This is a genomic window from Actinocrinis puniceicyclus, from assembly GCF_018283645.1.
Lineage (GTDB): Bacteria > Actinomycetota > Actinomycetes > Streptomycetales > Catenulisporaceae > Actinocrinis > Actinocrinis puniceicyclus.
In genome coordinates, this window is record NZ_JAGSXH010000091.1 from 1 (window position 1) to 24,248 (window position 24,248).

Genomic DNA, 24,248 nt, shown 5'->3' on the forward strand with positions numbered 1-24,248 from the left:
CCAAAAAAGAATCCGAAACCCGGCTGAAACCATCCCGACGGGGGTCGGGACAACAACAACCATCCAAAAAAACTAATGGCATCGTAAACATAATCGACACACTGTTGAGTTCTCAAGAAACAGACACACTGTGCCGGTGCGCAGCCCTCGCGAGCCCACTGCCGACAGGTCTTGTCTCGGCTGTCGCCCTCCGGATCGACCGGGTTTGCCCGGCGTCCCCCTTGCGGCGACTCGGTAAACATTAGGCCCCGGGCGTCGGAGCGTCAAATCGCCATATCAAGACGCTGCCAGAGTCCGGGGCCGGCGCGGATTCGCGTGTCAGCGCACCAGTTCCACCGCGGCGAGGGTGCGGCGGCCGCGGCGCAGAAGCAGCCAGCGACCGTGCAGCAGGTCCGCCCGGCCGGGCTGCGCGTCGACGTCCTCGATCTTGGCGTTGTTGACGTACGCGCCGCCCTCCTGAATGGCCCGGCGCGCCGCCGAACGACTCGGCACGATGCCGGTTTCGGCGAACAGTTCGAAGTACGGGGCCAGTTGCGCCACGCTCGCCGTAGGCAACTGCGCGAGCGCCGCTCGCAGCGTGCTCTCGTCCAGCCCGGCCAGGTCCCCCTGCCCGAACAGCGCCCGGCTGGCCGCCTCGACCCGGCGGAACTGGTCGGCGCCGTGCACCAGCGTCGTGACGTCCTCGGCGAGGGCCCGCTGAGCCGAGCGCAGGTGCGGTTTCTCCCGCGTCGCGCGGTCCAGCTCCTCGATCTCCTCCCGACTTCGGAACGTAAAGTACCGCAGGTACTCGTCGACCTTGGCGTCCTCGGCGTTGAGCCAGAACTGGTAGAACGCGTACGGCGAGGTCAGCTCGGCGTCCAGCCACACCGAGCCGCCCTCGGTCTTGCCGAACTTCGTGCCGTCCGCCTTCGTGACCAGCGGCGTGGCCAGAGCGTGCGCTGAGACGCCCTCCGTGCGGTGGATCAGGTCCACGCCCGCGGTCAGGTTGCCCCACTGGTCGCTGCCGCCGGTCTGCAGAACGCAACCGTACTGGCGGTACAACTCCAGGAAGTCCATGCCCTGCAGGATCTGGTAGGAGAACTCGGTGTAGCTGATGCCGGCCTCGGAGTTGAGACGAGCGCTGACCGCGTCCTTCGAGAGCATCTTCCCGACGCGGAAGTGTTTGCCGATGTCACGCAGGAAGTCGATCGCGGACAGCGGTGCGGTCCAGTCCAGATTGTTCACGATCCGGGCGGCGAAATCGCCCTCGAAGTCGAGGAACCGCTCGACCTGGACGCGGATGCGCCCGAGCCACTGCGCGACGACCTCCTTCGAGTTGAGCACCCGCTCGGCCGTCGGCCTCGGGTCGCCGATCAGGCCGGTGGAACCGCCGACAAGGCCGAGCGGGAGGTTTCCCGCGTCCTGGATCCGCCGCATCGTGATCAATTGGAGCAGGTTGCCCATGTGCAGGCTCGGCGCGGTGGGGTCGAAGCCGCAATAGAAGGTGACCGGGCCACTGGCGAAGGCCTTACGCAGTGCTTCTTCGTCAGTGGACAGGGCGATCAAGCCCCGCCACTTCAGTTCTTCGACGATGTCAGTCACGGTCAGTCCATCTCTTCGCGGTCAAGCGTGTCCGGGCATGAGTCAACCTTGCAGATCCAAGCGTGCCCGAAGAGGGACGACGATCGCTAACCGGTTGCGCGTCTCGGCGCATGCGGACGGTAGACGCTCACGGTCGGCTCGCCGTCAATCCAGAACCGCCACGGAAAGTCGGCGGCACCACGCAGGCCGACGCGCGGCCCGCGGCAGATCAGCCCGGGAGGCGGCGGCGTGCCATGGTGCACGGTCAGCGGACCGTCGCCGCAGACGTCCGCGCCGTCGTCGCCACGGCTGACGGCCAGGGCCTCGACCAACCGGGCCGGGCCGCGCGCCAGCTCGCGGTCAGACTTGGCGGCAAGGCGCCGTTTGCGCGCCAGGTGCACTCCGTCGGTGATCTCGGCGGCGCGCAACAGGACCCCGGTGGGCAGGCCGGGCGGGCCACAGACCAGATTCATGCAGTGGTGCATTCCGTACGTGAAGTACACGTAGACGTGGCCGGGCGGTCCGAACATGGTGCCGTTGCGCTTCGAGCGTCCACGGTAGGCGTGCGAGCCGGGATCGTTGGGGCCGTCGTACGCCTCGACCTCCGTGAGCCGGGCCGTGACGTCGCCGTCGGCGGTTCGGTGCACGACGAGCCGGCCCAGGAGATCGGGGGCGACCTCAAGGACCGGCCGGTCGAAGAAGCCGCGGGGCAGCGGGTCGTGCGGATCAGGCACTCGGACCACTCACGCCGTACCGGCCCACTCGCGTTGCGCCGCCAGAAGGTGCTGCACCTCGGCCAGCTGCTCGCGGACCCGGACCGGGGCGGTCCCGCCGCGGCCGTCACGGGAGGCGAGCGAGCCGGAGACCGTGAGCACCTGTTTGACCTCGGGGGCCAGACGGGCGTCGATCGCCGACAGGTCCTGGTCGGTCAGATCGGACAGCTCGATGGCGCGCTGCTCGCAGTAGCGGACCGACGCCCCGGCGATCTCATGCGCCTCGCGGAACGGGACGCGCTGCTTGACCAGCCACTCGGCGACGTCCGTGGCGAGCGAGAAACCCTGCGGGGCGAGCTCGGCCATCCGCTCCCCGTGGAATGCGAGCGTCGCGATCATGCCGGCGAACGCGGGCAGCAGCACGGTGAGGGTGTCGACGGAGTCGAAGACCGGTTCCTTGTCCTCCTGCAGATCTCGGTTGTAGGCGAGCGGCAGCGCCTTGAGCGTGGCGAGCAGACCGGTCAGATTGCCGATGACGCGGCCGGCCTTGCCACGGGCGAGCTCCGCGATGTCCGGGTTCTTCTTCTGCGGCATGATCGACGAGCCGGTGGCGTAGGCGTCGTCGAGTGTGGCGAAGCGGAACTCGCGGGTCGTCCAGAGGATCACCTCCTCGGCGATCCGGGACAGGTCGACACCGATCATGGCGGCGACGAAGGCGAACTCGGCCGCGAAGTCGCGGGAGGCGGTGCCGTCGATCGAGTTCGCCGCGCTCGCGCTGAAGCCGAGTTCGGCGGCGACCGCCTGCGGGTCGAGGCCGAGGGTGGAGCCGGCGAGGGCGCCGCTGCCGTACGGCGAGCTGTCGGTGCGCCGGTCCCAGTCGCGCAACCGCTCAACGTCGCGGCCGAGCGCGTGGACGTGTGCGAGCAGGTGGTGTGCGAGCAGGACCGGTTGTGCGTGCTGGAGGTGGGTTCGGCCGGGCATCGCGACGTCGAAGTGCGCTTCGGCCTGGTCCACGAGCGCCTGCTGAAGGTCCGTCACCAGGCCTGCGATGACGCGCGCTTGGTCGCGCAGGTACATCCGGCCGAGGGTCGCGATCTGGTCGTTGCGGGACCGGCCGGCGCGCAGCCGGCCGCCGAGTTGCGGACCGACGCGTTCGATCAGGCCGCGCTCCAGCGCTGTGTGGCAGTCCTCGTCGGCGACGGTCGCGGTGAACGCGCCGGACTCGACGTCGGCCTGGAGCTTGTCCAGACCCTGCAGCATCGCGTCGAGTTCCGCGTCGGTGAGCAGACCGGCGCGGTGCAGCGCGCGGGCGTGCGCCCGCGAGCCGGCGATGTCGTAGGTGGCCAGCCGCCAGTCGAAGTGCACGCTGGCGGACAGCGCCGCCAGCGCGTCACTCGGACCGCTGCTGAACCGCGAGCTCCAGAGCAGCTGCGACGGGGTGCGGTCGGTCACGGTGCTCAGGCCCTCTGGTCCCGCCGCGCGGCGATCTTCGACGGCAGGCCCCACAGGTCGATGAAGCCCTTGGCCAGGGACTGGTCGAAGACGTCCTCGGAGTCGTAGGTGGCCAGGTTGTAGTCGTAGAGCGACACGGCGGAGCGGCGGCCGGTGACCCAGGCGCGCCCGGCGTGCAGGGAGAGCCGGATCTCGCCGGTGACATGCTCGTTGGCGGTCTCGATGAAGCCGTCGAGGGCGCGCTTGAGCGGAGAGAACCACAGACCGTCGTAGACCAGCTCGCCCCAGCGCTGCTCGACGCCCCGCTTGAACCGGGCCAGTTCCCGCTCGACGGTGACGTTCTCCAGCTCCTGGTGCGCGGTGATCAGCGCGATGGCTCCCGGGGCCTCGTAGACCTCGCGGGACTTGATGCCGACGAGCCGGTCCTCGACCATGTCGAGGCGGCCGACGCCCTGGGCTCCGGCGCGCTTGTTGAGCTCGGTGATGGCCTCCAGGACGGTGACCTTCCTGCCGTCGATCGCGACGGGGACTCCGGATTCGAAGGTGATGACCAGTTCGTCGGGCTCGCGCGGTGTGGCAGGGTTCGCGGTGTAGCTGTAGATGTCCTCGATCGGGGCGTTCCAGATGTCCTCGAGGAAACCGGTCTCGACGGCGCGGCCCCACACGTTCTGGTCGATCGAGTAGGGGTTCTTCTTCGTGGTCTCGATCGGCAGCGCCTTGACCTCGGCGAAGGCGATGGCCTTGTCCCTGGTCATGCCGTAGTCGCGGACCGGGGCGATGCACTTGAGCTCGGGGGCGAGACTCTGGATGCCGACCTCGAAGCGGACCTGGTCGTTGCCCTTGCCGGTGCAGCCATGGCCGACGGTGTCGGCTCCGTGCTTCCTGGCTGCGGCGACCAGGTGCTTGACGATGGTGGGCCGGGAGAGCGCGGAGACCAGCGGGTAGCGATCCATGTAGAGGGCGTTGGCCTTGAGCGCCGGCAGGCAGTACTCCTCGGCGAACTCGGTGCGGGCGTCGGCTACCTCGGCTTCCACCGCTCCGCAGTCCAGGGCGCGCTTGCGGATGGTCTCCAGGTCCTCGCCGCCCTGGCCCACGTCGACCGCGACGGCGATGACCTCGGCTCCGGTCTGTTCGGCGATCCAGCCGATGCACACCGAGGTGTCCAGACCTCCCGAATAGGCGAGCACTACGCGATTTGTCATTGTTCTGTCTCCTTCGCGAGCCGGCGGGATGGGGTTGTTCGGGTCAGCCGCGCTGGGCGGCGTGGATCAGTCGGCGGGCCAGGTCGGGCGCGCCGTCCGGTTCGCGGCAGATCACCAGCACGGTGTCGTCGCCGGCGATGGTGCCCATGACCCCGGCGGTGACACCGTGGTCGTCGGCGTGGTCGATGGCCGACGCGAGGAACTGGGCGGCGCCGGGCGGGGTGCGCAGCACCACCAGGTTCGCCGAGCCCTCGGCGGTGACCAGCAGTTCGCCGAGCAGCCGCTTGAGCCGGGCCTCCAGGTCTCCGGCGTCACGAGCCACCTGCGGAGCCCTGTCGCCACCCTCGCTGCGGACCGCGTAGACGAGCGTGCCGTCCCGATCCCGGATCCGGACCGCGCCGAGTTCGTCGAGGTCCCGCGACAGGGTGGCCTGGGTCACCGAGTAGCCCTCCTCGGCGAGCAGTTCGGCCAGAGCGGTCTGCGAGCGCACCTTATGCCTGCCGAGCAGGTTGGCGATCCGCTGGTGACGCGCGCGCCGGGTGTTGACCGTGGTGAGCGCGCCGAGCGCGGCCTGCCCGTCCATGTCGCCGGTCATCGTCGCGCGCCTTCGGCTGCGGCGTGTCCCACCGCGCGGTGCTCCGGCGAACTGCGTTCGATCAAGAACGCCAGCAGCGCTTTCTGGGCGTGCAGGCGGTTTTCGGCCTCGTCCCACACGGCCGACTGAGGGCCCTCGATCACCGCGGCGGAGATCTCCTTGCCGCGATAGGCGGGCAGGCAGTGCAGCACGATCGCGTCTGAGGCGCCGAGCGCGAGCGCGCCCTCGTCGAGGGCGTAGGGCTTGAACACCTCGGCGCGGTCGTGCTGCTCGGCTTCCTGGCCCATCGAGACCCAGGTGTCCGTGGCCAGCACGTCGGCGCCGGTCGCCGCCGCCTTCGCCTCGTGCAGGACCTGAACGGAGCCACCGGTCCGGGCCGCGATCCTCGCAGCGTCGGCGACGACACCCGGATCCGGAAGGTAGCCGGGCGGAGTACCGATGCGCACGTGCATTCCGGCCAGCGCGCCGCCGAGCAGGTAGGAGTGCGCCATGTTGTTGGCGCCGTCACCCAGGTAACTGAGGGCCAGCCCGGCGAGCCGGCCCTTGCGCTCACGAATGGTCTGCAGGTCGGCCAGGATCTGGCACGGGTGGAACGCGTCTGTCAGGGCATTGACGACGGGGACGCGGGAAACCCCGGCCATCGCCTCAAGGCGGCGCTGTTCGAACGTGCGCCACACGATGGCGGCGACCTGCCGGTCCAGCACGCGGGCGGTGTCCTCGACCGGCTCTCCGCGGCCGAACTGGCTGCCGCCGGCCTCGATCACGAGGGGATAGCCGCCGAGTTGGGCGATGCCGACGCAGAAGGACACCCGGGTGCGGGTCGAGGGCTTGTCGAAGAGCACGGCGACGGCCCTCGGCCCGGCCAGGACCTGACGGCCGAGGGGGTCGGCCTTGAGCGTGTCGGCCAGGTCGAGCACCTGGGCCTGTTCGTCCGGGGTGAGGTCGTCGTCGCGCAGGAAATGGCGCACCATCAGTCGCTCCCGGGGGTGAGCTGGTCCAACAGGCGGGGCAGGACGGCGAGGAACTCGTCGGCCTGGGCGGCGGTGAGGATCAGCGGCGGGGCCAGCCGGATCGCCTGGGGGGTGACCGGGTTGACGATGAACCCGGCGTTCAGCGCGGCCTCGGCGAGGGCCGGCGCGACGGCCTCGCGCAGTTCGACGGCCAGGAGCAGCCCGGCGCCGCGCACGCCGGCGAGCGCGGGGTTATCGAGCGCGAGGATGCCGTCGTGCAGCCGCGCCCCGATCGTCTGGACGTTGCCCAGCAGGTCGTCGCGCTCGATGCCGTAGAGCACAGCGAGTCCGGCGGCGCACGCCACGGGATTGCCGCCGAACGTCGTCCCGTGCGATCCGGGGGTGAACAGCTCGGCGGCCCGCCCGAGTGCGATCGACGCGCCGATCGGCAGGCCGCCGCCGAGGCCCTTGGCGAGCGAGATGACGTCCGGTTGCCAGCCGCCGTGCTCTCGCGCCTCGGCCTGGTACCGGAACCAGGTGCCGGTCCGGGCGATGCCGGTCTGCACCTCGTCGAGGATCAGCAGCGCGCCGTGGCGTTCGGTGATCCGGCGGGCGGCGGTGAGGTAGCCGGGCGGTGCCGGCTCGACGCCCCGCTCGCCCTGGATGGGTTCGACGATGAACGCGGCGGTCTCCTCGTCGATCGCCGCTTCGAGGGCGGCGGTGTCGCCGAAGGGCACGAAGGTGACTTCTCCGGGCAGCGGCTCGAAGGGTGCTCGCAGCGCGGACTTGCCGGTGAGCGCCAGCGCGCCCATGGTGCGACCGTGGAAGCCGCCTTCGGTGGCGACGATCCTCGTGCGGCCGGTGAGCCGGGAGATCTTGAACGCCGCCTCGTTGGCCTCGGTCCCGGAATTGCAGAAGTAGACCCGCGCGTCCCGGGCGCCGACCAGCCCGATCAGCCGCTCGGCCAGAGCGATCTGCGGGGCGGTGGCGAAGAAGTTGCCGACGTGGCCCAACGTGGTCAACTGCGCGGTGACGGCCTGCACGACGAGTGGGTGCGCGTGGCCGAGCGCGTTGACCGCGATGCCGGCGAACAGGTCGAGGTATCGGTTGCCGTCGGCATCCCACAGCTGGGCGCCCTCGCCTCGGACGAACACGCGCTTGGGCGGCCCGAAGGTGTTCATCAGCGCTCCGGTGTAGCGCTCGGTCCAGACCTGGGAGAGTCCCGAGTGCGGGTTCAGGTCGGGCAGCGCCTCGGCGGTCGCGATCGTCATGAGGACACCACCATGGTTCCGATTCCCTCGTCGGTGAAGACTTCGAGCAGTAACGCGTGCTGCACCCGGCCGTCGAGCACGTGGGCGGCCTTGACCCCGCCGCGTACGGCGCGCAGGCATGCCTCCATTTTCGGCGCCATCCCGGAGGACAGGGAGGGCAGCACCCTCTCCAGTTCCTCGGCGGAAAGCTGGCTGATCACCTCGAGCTGCGCCTGCGGCTGTCCGTTCAGGCCCTGCGGAGGCCAGTCGGCGTACAGGCCCTCGACGTCGGTGAGCACCACCAGCTTTTCCGCGCGCAGGCCGACCGCGAGCGCGGCCGCCGCGGTGTCGGCGTTGACGTTGTAGACCCCGCCGTCCTCGGCGCGGGCGACGCTGGAGACCACCGGGACGCGGCCGTCGTCGAGCAGCGCGTTGATGAGCGTGGCGTCGACCGCGGTGACGTCCCCGACTCGGCCGATGTCGACCTGCTCACCGTCGACCTCGGCGAGGCGGCGGTTCGCCAGCAGGCTGTTGCCGTCCTCCCCGGAGATGCCGACGGCGAAGGAGCCGTGCGCGTTGATCAGGCCGACGATCTCACGCTGGACCTGGCCGGTGAGCACCATGCGGACCACTTCCATGGCCTCGGGTGTGGTGACGCGCAACCCGGCGGTGAAGGTGGATTCCAGCCCCGCTTTCGCCAGTTCCCGGCTGATCTGCGGACCGCCGCCGTGCACGACGACGGGGCGTAGCCCGGCGTAGCGCAGGAAGACCACGTCCTGGGCGAAGGCGGCCTTCAACTCTTCGTCGATCATGGCGTTGCCGCCGAACTTCACGACCACGGTCGCGCCGTGGAACCGGGAGAGCCAGGGCAGCGCCTGGGTGAGCACGTGCGCCTTGGCCATGGCCTCGTGGGAGCGGGTGCCGCCCGCAGTGGTCTTCATGACGAGTACGCCGAGTTCTCGTGGACGTATTCCTTGGACAGGTCGTTGGTCCACACGGTGGCCGTGTGCTCGCCCGCTTTGAGGTCGACCACGACGTGCACCTGACGCGCGGTCAGGTCGCACAGCCGGCGGTCCTCGCCGGCCGCGCCGTCGCGGCACACCCAGACGCCGTTGATCGCCACGGCCAGTTCGTCCGGTTCGAAGCGCGCGGCGGTGGTCCCCACCGCGGAGAGCACTCTGCCCCAGTTGGGATCCTCGCCGTACACGGCGCACTTGAACAGGTTGTTGCGGGCGATCGACCGGGCCACCTCGAGCGCGTCGGCCTCGTCCGCGGCGTTCGCCACCTCGATCCTGATCTCCTTGCTCGCGCCCTCGGCGTCGGCGATCAGTTGCCGGGCGAGTGAGTCACAGACCTCGAATACAGCGGCCTCGAAGCCGGCGACGTCCGGTACGACGCCGGATGCGCCGGAGGTCATGAGGATCACGGTGTCGTTGGTGGACATGCAGCCGTCGGAGTCGATCCGGTCGAAGGTGCGGGCGACCGCTGTGCGCAGCGCCGGATCGAGGAGGTCGGCCGGCACGTCGGCGTCCGTGGTGATGACGCACAGCATGGTGGCGAGGCCGGGGGCCAGCATGCCCGCGCCCTTGGCCATGCCGCCCACGGCGAATCCCGATGCGTGGTTCACGACCGCGACCTTGGCGACCGTGTCGGTGGTGCGGATCGCTTCGGCCGCCGCCGCGCCGCCCTCCGGACCGAGCGCGGCCGCGGCGGCGCTGATTCCGGGCAGCAGCTTGTCCATGGGCAACCGCTCGCCGATCAGGCCGGTGGAACACACGGCGATCTCGGCCGCGGAGGTGTCGAGCAGGTCGGCTGTGTGGTCCGCGGTCGCATGCGTGTCCTGGAAGCCGAGCGGTCCTGTGCAGGCGTTCGCCCCGCCGGAATTGAGGACGACAGCGTGCAGGAGCCCGGACTTGACCACTTCCTGGGACCAGAGCACCGGGGCCGCCTTGACCCGGTTCGAGGTGAAGACAGCGGCTGCGGCGTGCGACGGACCGTCGTTGACCACCAGGGCCACGTCCGGCGCTCCCGTGGTCTTCAGTCCAGCGGCGACTCCGGACGCGCGGAAGCCGCGCGCGGCGGTCACGCCGACACCCGCGGCCGATGCGTGCGGGAGCGGCTGGTCGGGGCGCGATGGCGCCTGATCGGTCACGGGGCCACTCCGATCGTGCTCAGGCCGGCGTCTTCCGGCCAGCCGAGCGCCAGGTTCAGGCACTGTACTGCGGCCCCACCGGTTCCCTTGGCGAGGTTGTCCACCGCGCCGATCACCGTCACCCGGCCGGCAGCCTCATCGAGCGCGACCTGCAGGTGCACGCTGTTGGAACCGAGGACCGCGGCGGTCTGCGGCCAGCGGCCCTCGGGCAGCAGGGTGACGAAGGTCTCGTCGGCGTACGCCTTCTCGTAGGCGTCGCGCAGATCCCGGGCGGTGACACCGGGCTGCGCGGGCGCCGTGCAGCTGGCGAGGATGCCGCGGGACATCGGCGCCAGCACCGGGGTGAACGACACGGACACATTGGCGTGCGCCGCGTCCGCGGGCGTGGCACTGCCGAGGTTCTGCACGATTTCCGGGATGTGCCGGTGGATACCGCCGACCTGGTAGGCGGAGGCGTTGCCCATGATCTCGGAGCCGAGAAGGTGTGGCTTGAGCGAGCGGCCTGCGCCTGACGTACCGGTGACGGCGGTGATGACGATTTCGGGCGCGGCGAGCCCGGCGGCCAGGGTCGGGTAGAGCGCGAGCGTGGCGACGGTGGGGAAACAGCCGGGCACCGCGACCCGCTTGGCGCCTTGGAGCGCGGCGCGGGCCCCCGGCAGTTCCGGTAGGCCGTACGGCCAGGTCCCCGCGTGCGCCGTGCCGTAGAAGCGGGACCACGCCGCGGCGTCGGCGAGCCGGAAGTCGGCGCCGCAGTCGATGACCGTGACGTCCGGGCCGAGTGCCTGCGCTACGGCGCCGGACTGGCCGTGTGGGAGCGCGAGGAAGACGACCTCGTGGCCGGCCAGGTTCGCGGTGTCGGTCGTGGTGAGGATCCGATCGGCCAGCGGGCCGAGGTGCGGCTGGTGTTCACCGAGCGGTGAACCGGCGTTCGACCAGGCGGTGAGCGCCCCGAGCCGCGCGCGCCCGTCGAGCAGGGCGGGATGGCCGAGGAGGATCCGCAGGATCTCCCCGCCCGCATAGCCGGTCGCACCGGCGACCGCGATCCGGATCGTCATGTGCATGACAATACATCAGCGCGAATGAATATGCCACCGAATCGCGGTAGCGCCGCTCCGGTTCATGCGTGTCGGATCAGGGTTTCACCGTTTCGATCTCATGCTAGATCGTTAAGGTTGCGTCCATGGCTGCACACCGGGCAGAGCCCGCTGGGGACACTGTCAAGGCCCGTGTTGCAGCCATGGACGCGGCACTCTGCCGAGACCGGCAATCTCCGAGCGACCTGCTCGAGAGTTTCGCCGTCATGATGGGGACGATCGGTGATCAAGGAATCCCCAAGGAGCGGACACCGCTGATCGATCCGGCGTTCTCCGATCACATCGTGGCCCAGTGCGCGGCCCTTCGCCGACTCGACTGCGCGGCACCGTGGCTCGCCCCGGGGCCCTCGGCTACGGGCACCGAGCAGGAATGGGTGGCCACGGGGCGGCCGAGTTGGCTACCGCCGAGAGTAGCGACACCGCGCCGAGACACCTTCCAGGAAGTGGTCACCGCGGCCGGCGACACCGCGCCGCTCGGGCCGGTACGCGGAGGCATGTTTACCTGCACCACAACCGCGGCACAGCCAGGCATGTGGCACGCCTACCTTCGCGCCCAGGGCGAGAACGTGCTCTGGCCCAGGCCTTGGCACCTATGGCGGATGAAGCCCGCCCCGGATGCCACGATCTACCACGTATCCAGCGCCCAAGCGTGGACAGCGCTGGTGCGCGAGTACCACCACCGCATCTGCGACCTTCTCCACCCGGACTGGAGCAAAATCGCGAATATCGCCGACGCCGTACACGTCGCTCCCGCAGCCGTGTGCGCGATCGACGGGCTGCGCTTGTCCACCGGTCTTGGACCCATCGCACCCACGTACTGGACGGTGGAGAGCACGCTCTGGCTGCGGTGGCGCTTCGACCACAATTTCGGCGCCGTCTATGCCGGTACCGCCGAGTGATGTGAATAGTTGCCTTCGCGGCGGAACGCAGCCGGATGGCGACACTCTGGCGCCCGCCGATCTCGCACCCGATGGCAGTTCCTGTCAACTGCCGCCGCGTGCGGAATGACAATGCAATCGGAGTCATCGGCGCTGGACGGACGATGATCGCCGGGGCCAAGGCCCGCTTCCCGGACGGGGACGAATGCGACTTCGCCTTCGACGAACTTGCCCTGACCGACCACGTTCGCAAACACCTCCCGCGATGATCCCCTGCGCTCACCACCAGAAGGGATCGGTCAACTCCTGGGAGCACCGACAGGAATCGGCGCCCCTTCGGCATCGCCGGCCACGACGATCCCGAGGACCTGGCCGAGGACCGTGTTCAGCGTTTGCTTCGGCTCCCGCCGCGGCCGCCCGCGGCGACCAACGCGAGGGTCGCCGGCGTGATCGCGACGTGCTCCAGCGCGAGCTCAGCCCCGCCAAGCTCCGCAGCCACCCAGGCGGCCTGCTCGCGTAGCGCTTCGACCCGCGCACGCACCGACACCTCGAGCGCGTCGAGCCAACCGTCACCAGGAGGCTGCCACCGCAGTCCTTCCACTAGGTTGGTAGCTAGACCTGCCAGTCTGCACGTAGGACATATGCCCTGACTTATATTCACAGCATGTGCTGGACCTCGCATCAGCGCTTCGCGCCCGGAATCGATGGAGCCGGGCGATGACCTGAAAGTTTCGCGAGCTGGCGCTGGACGGTTCAGAGCGCGATCATCGAACCGATTCGAATGAGGCTGGTCAGCCGCCGGTCAAGACGGACGGGTGCCGCGGGGGTGGTGGCGCAGTGGCCCGCATCCCTTGCGCTCGTCTCGGCGCGCTGGCAACTTCACGATGATCCGAAGCGGCCGCGAACACATCCCACCGCCGAGTGAGTTCGCGCCCGGCAACGCGCGCCATGCGTCGAGCGCGGCGCGCTTATTCGGCCGCTGATAGCACGTCGCGCCCGTCAACGGAGAGGGTCCCGCGCATGCAACGCCTCAACCGGTACCGTCAACACACGCCCTCACCGCGACGGCGAGGTTTGGCAGGGGCGGTCGTGGCCGTCGCGGCGCTGGTCGCCGCGGGCCTGGCCGCCGGGCCGGCCACAGCCGCGCCGCGATCGGCGTCCTCCACCGCCTCCACGGCGTCCGTTCCCGCCGCAGCGGCATCAGGCGTCGACGGTTTCACCGCCGGCGACGCTGCGGTAGCGTCGGTCGACCTGTCCGGATCGTGGAGCTTCACGCCGGCGGGCCAGGGGACGACCTCGATCACCGTGCCCGGCGGCGGCTGGTACAAGCAGGGCTTCACCAGCGTGTCCGAGGCGGTGTACTCGCGCACGATCACCGTGCCGGACTCGGGGCAGCCGCAGTCGGTGTGGATCGAGTTCGGCGCGGTCAACCACCAGGCGACCCTGTCGGTGGACGGTCAGGTGGTCGCCACCCAGACCACCGCCTTCACTCCGTCGAACTTCGACATCACCCCCTACGCGGCGCCCGGCACCACCCACACGATCAGCGTGGACGTCAAAGGCCGCAACGCGCTGAAGAACCCGTCGAACGGCAAGTACCTGGTGCCGGATGCCGCCGAATGGTCCGAAGCGGTGCCCCAGGGCATCTACCGCTCCGCGTTCCTGCGCGTGTATCCCGCCGTGTACGTCAGCGACGCCTTCGTGCGTACTTCGGTGGCCAATCAGACTCTCAGCTACGACGTGTCGGTGACCAACACCTCGGGCAGTTCGCGCTCGGTGACGCTGACCGGTTCGCTCGCCTCCGACAACGGCGCATCGTTCAGCTACCCGACACTGCCGAGTGCCACCGTCACGGTGGCCGCGCACTCGACGGCCAAGGTGACGGTCGGTCCGGTGGCCTGGAACCTCGGCACCTCCTCCTACTGGTGGCCGAACGTCCCCTACCGGTCGGGATACCGTGCCCAGTTGCACGACCTGGCGGTGCACGCGGCCACCGACGACGGTCACACCAGCGATGCCACGTACCGGTTCGGATTCCGGGAGTTCACCCAGAACGGCGCCTACTACTACCTCAACGGCATCCGCGCGAACCTGCGCGGGGACAACCTGCAAGGCGCCGACTACGACCGGATCAACAACGGCGGCGAGGGCGACGCCTACGACACGCTGCCCGGCTTCCTGCCGCCGTCGGGCACGAACGCCGGCTGGCCGCAGGCCGTGGACAATCTCCAGCGGCTCAACTACAACGTGGTGCGCATCCACCAGGAGCCGGCCAGCCCCTACATGCTCGACGTGGCCGACCAGATGGGCCTGATGATCATCGACGAGACCGCGATCCGTGGCGGCGGCGGCCAGGACTTCTCCGCCGGGCACGACAACATGGTCAACCACGCCCGCGCCCTGGTGCTGCGCGACCGCAACCACCCCGCGATCATCCGCTGGAGCCAGGCCAACGAGCCGAACCTCGGCGGCGGGGACTCCGGCCAGTTCGAGCAGGACCTGTACGCGGCGGTGAACGGCAACGACGGCACTCGGCCGATCAGCGTCGACGTGGGCCCCGGAGCATCACCCAACCAGTACCCTTCCATGACGTACGCCAACTTCAACATCCTGCCGCACTACCTGGACGGCACCGGCAACTACGGCGAGCAACTGTGGTCCGGCACCGGCCGACCCGTCGGCGAGGGCGAGTACATCTGGCCGGCGTGCAGCACCAAGCAAGGCTTCGAATGGTTCGCGACCGCGACCGCCGCCAAACGCGGCAAGGACGCCAGCGACCTTCGCCCGTACACCCTGCTGTCGGGCTGGGCCGGCTTCGTACCCGGCGTGCGCACCACCGACTTCACCACCGAGGAAGGCCGCCATCCCCTCTACGGCGCGGACAACCTCGCCGATCCCTGGAGCAATCCGCAGATCCAGCGAATCCAGGACGGATTCAACCCGATCGCCGCGATCGACCTGCCCTACTGGTCGGCCTCCGGCAAGTCGGACTCGAACGGCGACTTCCCGCTCCCGCAGGCCGTGACGTCCTACTCGTCCGGCAGCACGGTGACCCGGAACGTCACCGTGTTCAACGACGACTTCAGCAACACCTCCGTCGGCTTCACCTGGACGGCGTACCTGAACCAGGTAGGCGGCACGGTCGTCGCGTCCGGCAACACGACCCTCACCGTCCCGCTCGGCTCCCGCGTCACCCAGCCGGTCACGTTCACCGCTCCGGCCAGCGGCTCGCGGATTTACCTGGTGCTGTCCACCGCCAAGGGCGGCACCACCACATTCACCGACTCGGCCGAGTACTTCAACCTGGGCGGCGGCTCCAGCGGCGGCCCCACGCCGGGCACCTACCACATCGTCAACCGCAACAGCGGCAAGCCGCTCGCCATCTCCGGCAACTCCACCGCGGACGGCGCCAAAGCCGTCCAGCAGACCGGCGGCGCGGCGTGGACCGTCAGTGCCCTGTCCGACGGTGCGTTCACGCTGACCTACACCGTGAGCGGCAAGGTGCTCGACGTCAACGGTGGCTCCTCCACCGCGGGACTGCAGCTGCAACAGTGGACCAGCAACGGCGGCACCAACCAGCAGTGGTACCTGAAGCCCACCGGCGACGGGTACTACACCATCGTCAGCCATGACAGCGGGCTGGTCGCGGACGTGTACGGCCGCTCGACCAGCGACGGAGCGCAAGTCGTGCAATGGACCGCCAACGGCGGCACCAACCAGGAGTGGCAATTGGCTCCCTGAGCGATGACAGGGTTGGGGGCCGGGCGCCTGAGCCCGGCCCCCCACGCAAGCACCGCGCCACCGCAGACAGCGCATAAAATCACCGAATCGGGTGAGAGCGCGTCAAGGTCCGGAACGTTGAACGCCGTGCGCCTGCCGAGGTACTCGAGCGCGAGTCACCTTGGCTGGCTGGATCCGTCAGTTGTGAGCTGGAACCACATGGTGCCTGCGGAACAACTCGCCGAACAAGCGCACGAGCCGCTCGTGCGCATCGGCCCGCGAGCGCAGCTCAGCGGTACCGAAGCGGCATACCTCGGATCCCGGTGCAGCCTCACCTCCGGCAACAGCGCCCCGTCACCAGGTCAGCGATTTCCGTGCCGGCTATGCCCGTTGACCGGGCGGTGGCTTGGCGTTGCCGGTGTCCTGCACGGCCAGCCGGGCGGCCCGCAGGTTCAGGTAGCGCTGCTGTGGGATATTGCTGGTGCGCTGTGCCGCAGCCTGGTAGCACTCGCGGGCGGCGGCAAGGTCTCCGGTCATCTCCAGCAGGTGGGCCCGGACCGCGTGCCACCGGTGGTCGGCCGCGATCCGCCCGTCGTCGGCCAGCGTGCCGAGCCGGTCCAGCCCGGCGTCAGGTCCCTTCACCATGGCCACCGCGACCGCGTGGTTCAACGTGACCATGGGGTTGTCCGACATCCGCAGCAGCATTTCGTAGAGCGCCAGGATCTGCGGCCAGTCCGTCTGCTCGGCGCTGGGCGCCTCGTCGTGGATGGCTGCGATGGCCGCCTGCAGCTGGTAGGGCCCGGTCGCGCCGCGCGGCAGCGCACGGGTGATCAACGCGACGCCCTCGGCGATCTGCCCGGCGTGCCAACGACTGCGGTCCTGCTCGGCCATCGGGATCAGCGCGCCGTTCGGGCCGATGCGCGCCAGACGCCGCGCATCGGTGAGCAGCATCAGCGCCAGCAGCCCGGTCACCTCGCTGTCCTCGGGCAGCAACCGATGCATCAGCCGGGCCAGTCGGATCGCCTCGGTGGACAACTCCACCCGCACCAGGCTCGCGCCAGAGGTGCTGACATAACCTTCATTGAAGATCAAGTACAGCACGTGCAACACCGCGGCCAGCCGATCGGCCCGTTCGGCCCCGGTGGGCATCCTGAACGGGACGCCGCTGGCCTTGATCCGCTGTTTGGCCCGGCTGATCCGCCGGGTCATGGCGGCTTCGGACCCCAGGAACGCGCGGGCCACCTCGGCGGTGGTCAGACCACCGACCGCGCGCAGGGTCAGCGCGATCTGCGACGCCGCCGACAGCGCCGGATGACAGCACAAGAACAGCAGGATCAACGTGTCATCGGAGTCGGTGGCCGACCGCTCGGCGTTCGGCACGAGCCAATCGGCCGGCAGCGTCCAGGCGGCCACCGTGTCCTGTCTGCGTTGCCGGGCCTGCTCGTTGCGCAGCAGGTCGACCAGGCGCCGGGACGCGACCGTGATCAGCCAACCGCGCGGGCTGCTCGGCGGGCCCTGGCCGGTCCACTGCGTCGCGGCCGCCAGCAGCGCCTCCTGCACGGCGTCCTCGGCCAGATCGAAATGCCCGTACCGGCGCACGATCGCGCCGAGGACCTGCGGCGCCAACTCGCGCAACAGGTCCCCGACCGCGGTGCCGGACATGGACCGGTCACAGTTCCAAGTCGGCGCGGGACTCCGCGATCGGCCGCACGTGCGCGTAGGCCCGCGCGGCGGCGTGGGCCGGGCCCGGCGTGCGGCTGAGGCGAGCGGCGATCTCGGTCGCTCGGTCGAAGCTCTCGCACTCCACGATCCAGTACCCGGCCAGGACCTCCTGGGTCTCCGCGTACGGGCCGTCGGTCACCACCGGCTCGCCGTCCGGGCCGTTGCTGACCCGCCTGGTGTGCACCGGCGCGTCCAGCGCCCTGGTCTCCACCAGCTCACCGGACTCGACGAGTTGCTGATTGAACTCCACCATGAACTCGCCCATAGCCGCGAAGTCCTCGGCCGTCCAGGCCGGGCCGCCGGTGGCCTTGCCGGCCATGGCGTCGTAGTCCTGCTGGGAACCGTAAGCCATGATCATGTACTTCATAGTGCTCTCCTCACCCATACGGACACCGCCGTGGTACCCGTGCACCGGAGACGTCGAAGCCGCCGGCCCGGGCCGGACACGACACGACACGACACGACACGACACGACACGACACCGAGCGTAGTTGGGTTGACTGTCTCCCGGTCTTGGCCATAGGCAGGCACCAGCCCCAGAAATCGTCGTCACAGTTCCGCCGTGCCGGGCAACGACCAAGGCGCGGGCCGGGATGATTGACACCGCGCGGTGAGAGCATGCACGCCATGGCCGGGACCTGGTGGCGTGCGGATGGAGGTGTGCCGCCGGTGCCCTGGGCCTCACCGAGACCGAGGGCACCGGCACGTTCATCAGGGCGCGGTCAGGCGCCGCGCAGCACGGCCCCGGTCTGCTCGGCGGCCAGGCTCACCGCCGCGTCGCGGGCCGCCGTCGCCTCCTCCACCGTGAGCGTGCGGTCCGCGGCGCGGAAGCGCAGCGAGAAAGCCAGGGACTTCCTGCCCTCGCCGATCCGCTCGCCCTCGTAGACGTCGAACAGCCGGATCGACTCGAGCAGTACTCCGGCGCCCCTGGCCAGCGCGGTCTCGACCGCCTTGGCCGGCACGCCGCGCTCGACGACCAGCGCGACGTCCTGCGTGGCCACCGGGAACGTGGACACCAGCGGCCCCTGCACCGGCAGGTCGCGAGCAGGCAGCAGTGCGTCGAGATCGAGCTCCATGGCGCTGGTGCGTGGCGGCAGACCCAGTTCGGTCAGCGCCTTCGGATGCAGCTCGCCGGCATGGCCGACGACCCGGCCGTCGAGCAGCAGCCGGGCGCAGCGTCCGGGGTGCCACGGCTCGTACTGCGACTGCGTCACCTCAAGCTCCACGCCGCAGGCGCGGGCGACCGTGCGGGCGGCCTCGATCGCGTCGGCCCACAGCGTCGAGCCGGCGTCGCTGGACGCCGGACGGCCCGGACCCCACCAGCCGGCCGGTTCGCGCAGACCCGCCATGACGACCGCGACGTGCGCCGGCTGTTCAGGCAACGCGGCGTCAAGCGCGGCGAGTTGCTCGCCGCTGGGCCGCTGCGCCGTCGAGAGCCGGGGCGGTGCGGTCGCCCCCTGCTTCGGCGCGAAGATCAGACCCGTCTCGAACAGGGCCACGTCGTTGAAGCCGCGCCCGATGTTGCGGCGCAGGGTCGCGAGCAGGCCGGGAAGCAGCGTGGTGCGCAGTTCCGGCTGCTCGTCGGAGAGCGGATTGAGCAGGCGCAGGGTATTGCGCCTAGGGTCGTCCTCGGCAAGCAGCAGTTGGTCGAGGTCCCTGCGGCCGACGAACGGGTAGCAGAGCACTTCGACGTAACCGGCCGCGGCCAGTTCGCGGCCGACGCGGCGGCGGTAGCGCTGCTGGACGGTCAAGCCGCGGCCCGCGGGCACCTGGGGCATCGTGGAGGGCAGCCGGTCATAGCCTTCCAGCCGGATGACCTCCTCGGCCAGGTCGTTGGGGTCGTTCAGGTCGGGACGCCAGGAGGGCGGGATCACGCGCAGCGTGTCGGCGCCCTCGACCGTGCAGCCGATCTCCTGAAGCCGCCCGGCGACCGTCTCGCGCGCGTATTCCAGGCCCGCCACGCGGCTGGGCAGGGCCGCGTCGATGACGATGGGCTCGGCGACGGACGGGCGCGTCGACTCGACGGTGACCGCCGTGTCCGCTTCGCCCTGGCCGAGCAGCACCAGCAGGTCCACGGCCCGCTGCACGGCCGCGGCGGCGGCGTTCGGGTCGACGCCGCGCTCGAACCGGCGCGACGCCTCGGACGGCAACTTGTGCCGCCGGGCCGTGCGGGCGATGGCGACCGGGTCGAAGTGCGCGCCCTCGACCAGGACGTCCGTCGTGGTCGGCTGGACCTCGGTGGCGCCGCCTCCCATGACGCCGGCCAGTCCGATCGGCCCGGACGCGTCGGCGATCACCAGGTCCTCGGGGCCGAGCCTGCGGTGCTGGCCGTCGAGGGTCTCCAGCAGCTCGCCGGCCTGGGCACGGCGCACCGTGATCGGGCCGGTGAGCCGGTCGGCGGCGTACGCGTGCAGCGGCTGGCCGATCTCCAGCATCACATAGTTGGTGATGTCGACGATCAGCGAGATCGGGCGCATCCCGGCCAACTGGATGCGCCGCTGCATCCACAGCGGTGAGGGAGCGAGCGGGTCGATGCCGTGCACGGCGCGCGCGACAAACAGGTCGCAGCCGGCCGGGTCGAGCAGGAATACCGGGTGCCCGGTGCGGGTGGGCGCCGGGGTGTCAAGCAGGGCCGGGTCCCGTAGCGCGCTGCCGTAGGCGATGGCGGCCTCACGCGCGATTCCACGCATGGACAGGCAATAGCCACGGTCCGGGGTGACCGCGATGTCGAGCACCTCGTCGCGCACGCCGAGCAGTTCGATCGCGTCCGCGCCGACCTCGCACTCGTCCGGCAGCACGATGATGCCGCTGTGGTCGTCGCCGAGACCGAGTTCGCGGGCGGAGCAGATCATGCCGTCGGACACGTGGCCGTAGGTGGACCTGGCGGTGATCTTGAACTCGCCCGGGAGCACCGCCCCGGGCAGCGCGACCACGACCTTGTCGCCGGTGGCGAAGTTGCGGGCGCCGCAGATGACGCCGCGGGCCTCCTGGGGACTCTGGCCGACCTGGACCTGGCAGAACCGGATCGGCTTCTTGAACCCGGTCAGCTCCTCGATCTCAAGCACGTGGCCGACCACGAGCGGGCCGCTGAGGCCCACGCCCGACTGGTGCACGGTCTCGACTTCCAGGCCGGCGCGCAGCAGTCGCTCGGCGACGTCGCGGCCGGTGGCCTCGGCGGGCAGTTCGACGTACTCCCGCAGCCAGGAGAGCGGTACGCGCATCAGATCTCCACCCCGAACGGAAGCGTGAAGCGGATGTCGCCCTCGACGATGTCGTGCATGTCGGCGACCGAGTGGCGGAACATCAGGGTGCGTTCCAGGCCCATACCGAAGGCGAATCCGCTGTACCGGTCCGGGTCCACGCCCACGGCGAGCAGCACCCGCGGGTTGACCACGCCGCAGCCGCCCCACTCGATCCAGCCCTCTGAGTTGCAGGTGCGGCACGGCCGGTCCGGGTTGCCGACCGACTCGCCGCGGCACACGAAGCAGCGCAGGTCCATCTCCGCGCTCGGCTCGGTGAACGGGAAGTAGCTCGGGCGCAGCCTGGTGTCGATGCCGTCGCCGAACATGACGGTGGCGAAGTGGTCGAGGGTGCCCTTGAGGTCCGCCATGGTGATGCCCTCGTCCACGGCCAGGCCCTCGATCTGCCCGAAGACCGGGGTGTGGGTCGCGTCCAGGGCGTCGCTGCGGAAGACCCGACCGGGGCAGATAACGTACACCGGCAGTTCGCGGGTGAGCAGCGAGCGGATCTGCACCGGAGAGGTGTGCGTGCGCAGGACCAGGGAGTCGGTGGCCTCGGACGCGCCGGGGGTTTCGACGAAGAAGGTGTCCTGCGTGGTGCGGGCCGGGTGGTCCCGAGGGATGTTGAGCGCGTCGAAGTTCATCCACTCCGACTCGACCTCGGGGCCTTCGGCGATCTCCCAGCCGATCGCGACGAACGCGTCGGCGATGCGCTCCTGAAGGGTCGTCAGTGGGTGCCGCGCGCCGCGGGGCGCGCGATCCCAGGGCAGCGTGACATCGACGCTCTCCTCCACCAGCACCCGGGCGTCCCGCTCGGCTTCGAGCTCGGCCTGACGGGATGCCAGGGCCGCGTTGACGGCGGCGCGCGCCTGACCGACCCGCTTTCCGGCCTCTGCCTTCGCCGCCGGAGGCAGCGCGCCGATCTCGCGGTTGGCCAGGGCGAGGGGCGAGCGGTCCCCGGCATGGGCGATCTTGGCCTCGTGCAGCGCGGCGAGGTCGGCGGCGACCGCGAAGGCGGCCAGGGCCTGGTCGCGGGCGCGCTCCACCTCCCCGGGCTTGAGCGCTTCGACCTCGACCGGGTCGAAGGTCTTGTTCGGTGCAGACATCCGGTAGCTCTACTTCCGCTCTCCAGCGCCACGGGGGCGCGCTCGATCGGGGACTGTGCGGCACGGCCTCGTCGCCGGGTGCCCGGAACAGCCGCAGTGCGCTCAGGCAAGCTTAGGCGGTTCGCGGGGCCGGGAACGCCCGCCGACCTGATCGGCTGTGGACAGACCGCCCGCGGGTCGCCTCAGGCGACGGGCACGGTGAAACGGAAGCGCGCGCCACCGGTGGGCGCGGCGCCGACCGTGATCGTGCCTCCGTGGGCCTCAATGATGCCTTTGACGATGTAAAGGCCGAGTCCGGTGCCTCCGCGCCGGTTGCCGCGCCAGAACCTGGTGAAGACCCGGCCGAGCATCTCCGGCGGGATGCCAGGCCCCTCGTCGTCTACGGTCACGGCGACCAGCGCGGGGGCCGCGTCCGGTGCGGGGTGCTGCGGCGGTTCGGGGCCGTCGAGCGTGATGCTGATCCGGCCGCCGCCGTGCCTCACCGCGTTCTCCAGCAGGTTGGCCAGCACCTGGCGCAGCTTGTCGGGGTCGGCGAAGACAGGCGGCGCGGGGTGCGCCGTGACGCTGACGACGAACCGGTCTTCCCGCTGACCGGCGGCGACCGCGCCGTTGATCTGCTCGCGGATCAGCTCTTCGAGGTCTACGGCGTAGCGGGCCAGTTGGAGGCGCCCGGAGTCGATGCGCGCGATGTCCAGCAATTCGGCGATCAGCCGGGTCACCCGGTCGGCGTCGGCGTCGACGGTCTCCAGCATGAGCTTGCGCTGGTCGTCGGTGAACCGCTCCCATTTCGCCAGCAAGGTCGCGGTGAATCCCTTCACACTGGTCAGCGGGGAACGCAGCTCGTGCGCCACGGTGGCGATCAGGTCGGCGTGCCGGCGTTCGGCACGGGCACGGGCCGAGGTATCGCGCAGCCCGACGACGACGCGGCGTACCGAACCGTTCTCGCGCACGAAGCGCGCGGTGACCAGGACATCCCGGCCGCCGGGCAGCAGCAGGTGCGTTTCCGGTTGGCCGCTGCGAATCGCCAGGCCACCATAGGGATCTGTGCGGCGCCACCAGTTGCAGCCTTCGAGGTCTTCAAGGGGCAGGGCGTCGGCCAGTCGCCTGCCGAGAGCTGACGCGGCGTCGATACCGGTGATACGCACCGCCGCGCGGTTGAAGACGACGACACGGCCATCGCGGTCCGCGATGACGACGCCGTCGGGCAGTTCGTCGTACTCGATGCTCGGACCTCCGTCGACGGGGCGTGTGGGCGCGACCCGGGCGGGCCGCGCGATCGTCGGAGTCAACTCGCGTCGGTCGTAGTCGCGGGCGTCGGCGGTATCCCGTTCCGACGCGGCGGTGGGCTCGGCGCTCTGCTCGACCGCGCTCGCTGTGTCCAACATTCCGCGCCCCTTTCCACGCTCATCGCTCGTAAACCGGGGCGGCTTTGCAGAATGCTGCGGCAAGGGGCGCCGCGCGCCGAGCGGCGGGCAGCCCGCGACCGCCCTGCGGCCCGGTTACGTTCGAAGAGCCCCTTTCCACCGATGGAACGGCCCGCCCCGAGTGGAACGTCGCCCGCTGCGTATAGCCGTCGAATACCGTTCGGAGCCGGTAGCCGACGGCATTGGTCCGTCTTTTCACCTCTCAGGTGGCCATCATCGCCGTTCAGCCACCTTTTTCGCCAGAGTCGCGGCGAAGCGACGTCCATGCGCCTGCGTATGCCGACGCACATGGCGTTTGCGCGGTTCGCGCAACCGTTCGCTTCATGCTCGCGCGACAGCGGCGGGCTTTTCTCTCAAACCCGTCGTCGCTGAGCCCTTGCCGACGCATAGAGGCACACGGCCGCGGCCGTGGACAGGTTCAAGCTTTCGGCTCGGCCGTGGATCGGCACGCGCACGACCGCGTCCGCCAGGGCCCGTGTTCCCTCGGGTAACCCCCACGCCTCGTTGCCGAAGACCCAGCAGGTGGGCTCGCGCAGTGCGCCGCGGTCGGCCTCTTCGTCGAGATCGAGCGGGCCGGCACCGTCGGCGGCCACGATCCGCAACCCGGTGGTACGGCAGCGCTCGACGGCGTCCCCGACCGCCACGCCGACGACGATCGGCAGATGGAAGAGTGATCCGACCGACGCACGCACGGCCTTGGGGTTGTAGACGTCGACCGATTCGTCGCTGACGAGCACTGCGTCGGCTCCGGCGGCATCGGCGGCGCGGATGACAGAGCCCACGTTTCCCGGATCGCGCACATGAGCGAGTAATACGACAAGGCGCGAAGACGGGGTGAGCGCGTCGGAGAGTCCCGTGTCGAGGTACCGGCACACGGCGATCATGCCCTGCGGGTTCACGGTGTCGCTGAGCGACGCCACGATTTCTTCCGTCGTCGGCAGGAGGATGGCGCCGGCGTCCCGCGCGGCGCCGATGATCTCGGGGTGGCGCGCCGCGGCGTCCGGCGTGAAATAGAGCTCGGCGACGCCGTCGCGGCGCGCCGCCGCCTCCCGCACCGCCTGGGGCCCTTCGGCGATGAAGAGCCGCTGCCTCGATCGGAACGAGCGAGTGGCGAGCCGCCGCGCGGCCACCACCCGGGCGGAGCGGGGGGAGGTGATCGCGGGGCGGCCCGCCACGTCGGGGGGCGTCAGC

The 24,248-nt window shown here is 70.2% G+C and carries 19 protein-coding genes; 2 read left to right on the plus strand and 17 right to left on the minus strand.

All coding sequences use genetic code 11. From position 1 onward, the window contains the following. Nucleotides 1-318: 318 nt before the first annotated feature. The 10 genes from tyrS to argC all read right to left on the minus strand — a co-directional run bounded on the left by tyrS (nt 319) and on the right by argC (nt 10,929). Nucleotides 319-1,581 (minus strand): tyrosine--tRNA ligase, encoded by a 1,263-nt coding sequence (tyrS, locus tag KGA66_RS21210; RefSeq protein ID WP_211469938.1) that lies wholly within the window; start codon nt 1,579-1,581, stop codon nt 319-321. Nucleotides 1,582-1,667: 86 nt separating this feature from the next. Then, complete coding sequence (locus KGA66_RS21215) at nt 1,668-2,303, minus strand: DNA-3-methyladenine glycosylase (RefSeq protein WP_438822069.1); 636 nt, start codon at nt 2,301-2,303, stop codon at nt 1,668-1,670. Beyond that, entirely contained in the window at nt 2,304-3,725 is a 1,422-nt protein-coding gene (gene argH, locus KGA66_RS21220; protein WP_211469939.1) for an argininosuccinate lyase, read from the minus strand. 5 nt (nt 3,726-3,730) lie between these two features. After that, nucleotides 3,731-4,927 (minus strand): argininosuccinate synthase, encoded by a 1,197-nt coding sequence (locus KGA66_RS21225; protein WP_211469940.1) that lies wholly within the window; start codon nt 4,925-4,927, stop codon nt 3,731-3,733. Between the two features lie 43 nt (nt 4,928-4,970). Further along, nucleotides 4,971-5,522 (minus strand): arginine repressor, encoded by a 552-nt coding sequence (locus KGA66_RS21230; RefSeq protein ID WP_246508223.1) that lies wholly within the window; start codon nt 5,520-5,522, stop codon nt 4,971-4,973. Beyond that, nucleotides 5,519-6,493, minus strand: coding sequence for an ornithine carbamoyltransferase (argF, locus tag KGA66_RS21235; protein WP_211469941.1), 975 nt, complete (start codon nt 6,491-6,493; stop codon nt 5,519-5,521). Before argF ends, KGA66_RS21230 begins: the two co-directional genes overlap by 4 nt. Beyond that, nucleotides 6,493-7,743, minus strand: coding sequence for an acetylornithine transaminase (locus KGA66_RS21240; RefSeq protein WP_211469942.1), 1,251 nt, complete (start codon nt 7,741-7,743; stop codon nt 6,493-6,495). The genes argF and KGA66_RS21240 overlap by 1 nt, the downstream gene beginning before the upstream one ends. Next, the gene (argB, locus tag KGA66_RS21245) at nt 7,740-8,663 is read right to left on the minus strand and encodes an acetylglutamate kinase (RefSeq protein WP_211469943.1); all 924 of its coding nucleotides are present in this window, start codon (nt 8,661-8,663) and stop codon (nt 7,740-7,742) included. Before argB ends, KGA66_RS21240 begins: the two co-directional genes overlap by 4 nt. Then, nucleotides 8,660-9,808, minus strand: a complete 1,149-nt coding sequence (gene argJ, locus KGA66_RS21250) for a bifunctional glutamate N-acetyltransferase/amino-acid acetyltransferase ArgJ (protein WP_369015929.1) — start codon at nt 9,806-9,808, stop codon at nt 8,660-8,662. Before argJ ends, argB begins: the two co-directional genes overlap by 4 nt. Nucleotides 9,809-9,870: 62 nt before the next feature. Next, nucleotides 9,871-10,929 (minus strand): N-acetyl-gamma-glutamyl-phosphate reductase, encoded by a 1,059-nt coding sequence (gene argC, locus KGA66_RS21255; RefSeq protein WP_246508224.1) that lies wholly within the window; start codon nt 10,927-10,929, stop codon nt 9,871-9,873. Nucleotides 10,930-11,174: 245 nt separating this feature from the next. Between argC and KGA66_RS21260 the strand changes: the two genes are divergently transcribed. Beyond that, complete coding sequence (locus KGA66_RS21260) at nt 11,175-11,867, plus strand: hypothetical protein (protein ID WP_211469946.1); 693 nt, start codon at nt 11,175-11,177, stop codon at nt 11,865-11,867. 364 nt (nt 11,868-12,231) lie between these two features. Here the strand turns inward: KGA66_RS21260 and KGA66_RS21265 are convergent, their stop codons facing one another. Then, nucleotides 12,232-12,447, minus strand: coding sequence for a hypothetical protein (locus KGA66_RS21265; RefSeq protein ID WP_211469947.1), 216 nt, complete (start codon nt 12,445-12,447; stop codon nt 12,232-12,234). A 419-nt stretch (nt 12,448-12,866) separates the two neighbouring features. Here KGA66_RS21265 and KGA66_RS21270 point away from each other — a divergent pair, with 419 nt between their 5' ends. Continuing rightward, nucleotides 12,867-15,587, plus strand: a complete 2,721-nt coding sequence (locus KGA66_RS21270; protein WP_246508225.1) for an RICIN domain-containing protein — start codon at nt 12,867-12,869, stop codon at nt 15,585-15,587. A 360-nt stretch (nt 15,588-15,947) separates the two neighbouring features. On the opposite strand, the gene KGA66_RS21275 is transcribed toward KGA66_RS21270, so the two are convergent. The 6 genes from KGA66_RS21275 to KGA66_RS21300 form a co-directional block, all read right to left on the minus strand. After that, nucleotides 15,948-17,228 carry an RNA polymerase sigma factor gene (locus tag KGA66_RS21275; RefSeq protein ID WP_211469949.1) on the minus strand — a complete coding sequence of 427 codons (1,281 nt, stop codon included), beginning with the start codon at nt 17,226-17,228 and terminating at the stop codon, nt 15,948-15,950. A 7-nt stretch (nt 17,229-17,235) separates the two neighbouring features. After that, on the minus strand, nt 17,236-17,655 hold the full coding sequence (locus tag KGA66_RS21280) for a YciI family protein (protein WP_211469950.1): 420 nt from the start codon (nt 17,653-17,655) through the stop codon (nt 17,236-17,238). A gap of 355 nt (nt 17,656-18,010) precedes the next feature. After that, entirely contained in the window at nt 18,011-20,509 is a 2,499-nt protein-coding gene (pheT, locus tag KGA66_RS21285; RefSeq protein WP_211469951.1) for a phenylalanine--tRNA ligase subunit beta, read from the minus strand. Further along, nucleotides 20,509-21,633, minus strand: a complete 1,125-nt coding sequence (pheS, locus tag KGA66_RS21290) for a phenylalanine--tRNA ligase subunit alpha (protein ID WP_211469952.1) — start codon at nt 21,631-21,633, stop codon at nt 20,509-20,511. The genes pheT and pheS overlap by 1 nt, the downstream gene beginning before the upstream one ends. A 182-nt stretch (nt 21,634-21,815) precedes the next feature. Continuing rightward, nucleotides 21,816-23,018, minus strand: coding sequence for a sensor histidine kinase (locus KGA66_RS21295; protein WP_211469953.1), 1,203 nt, complete (start codon nt 23,016-23,018; stop codon nt 21,816-21,818). Between the two features lie 392 nt (nt 23,019-23,410). Then, entirely contained in the window at nt 23,411-24,247 is an 837-nt protein-coding gene (locus tag KGA66_RS21300) for a TrmH family RNA methyltransferase (protein ID WP_246508226.1), read from the minus strand. Between the last annotated feature and the right edge of the window lies 1 nt (nt 24,248).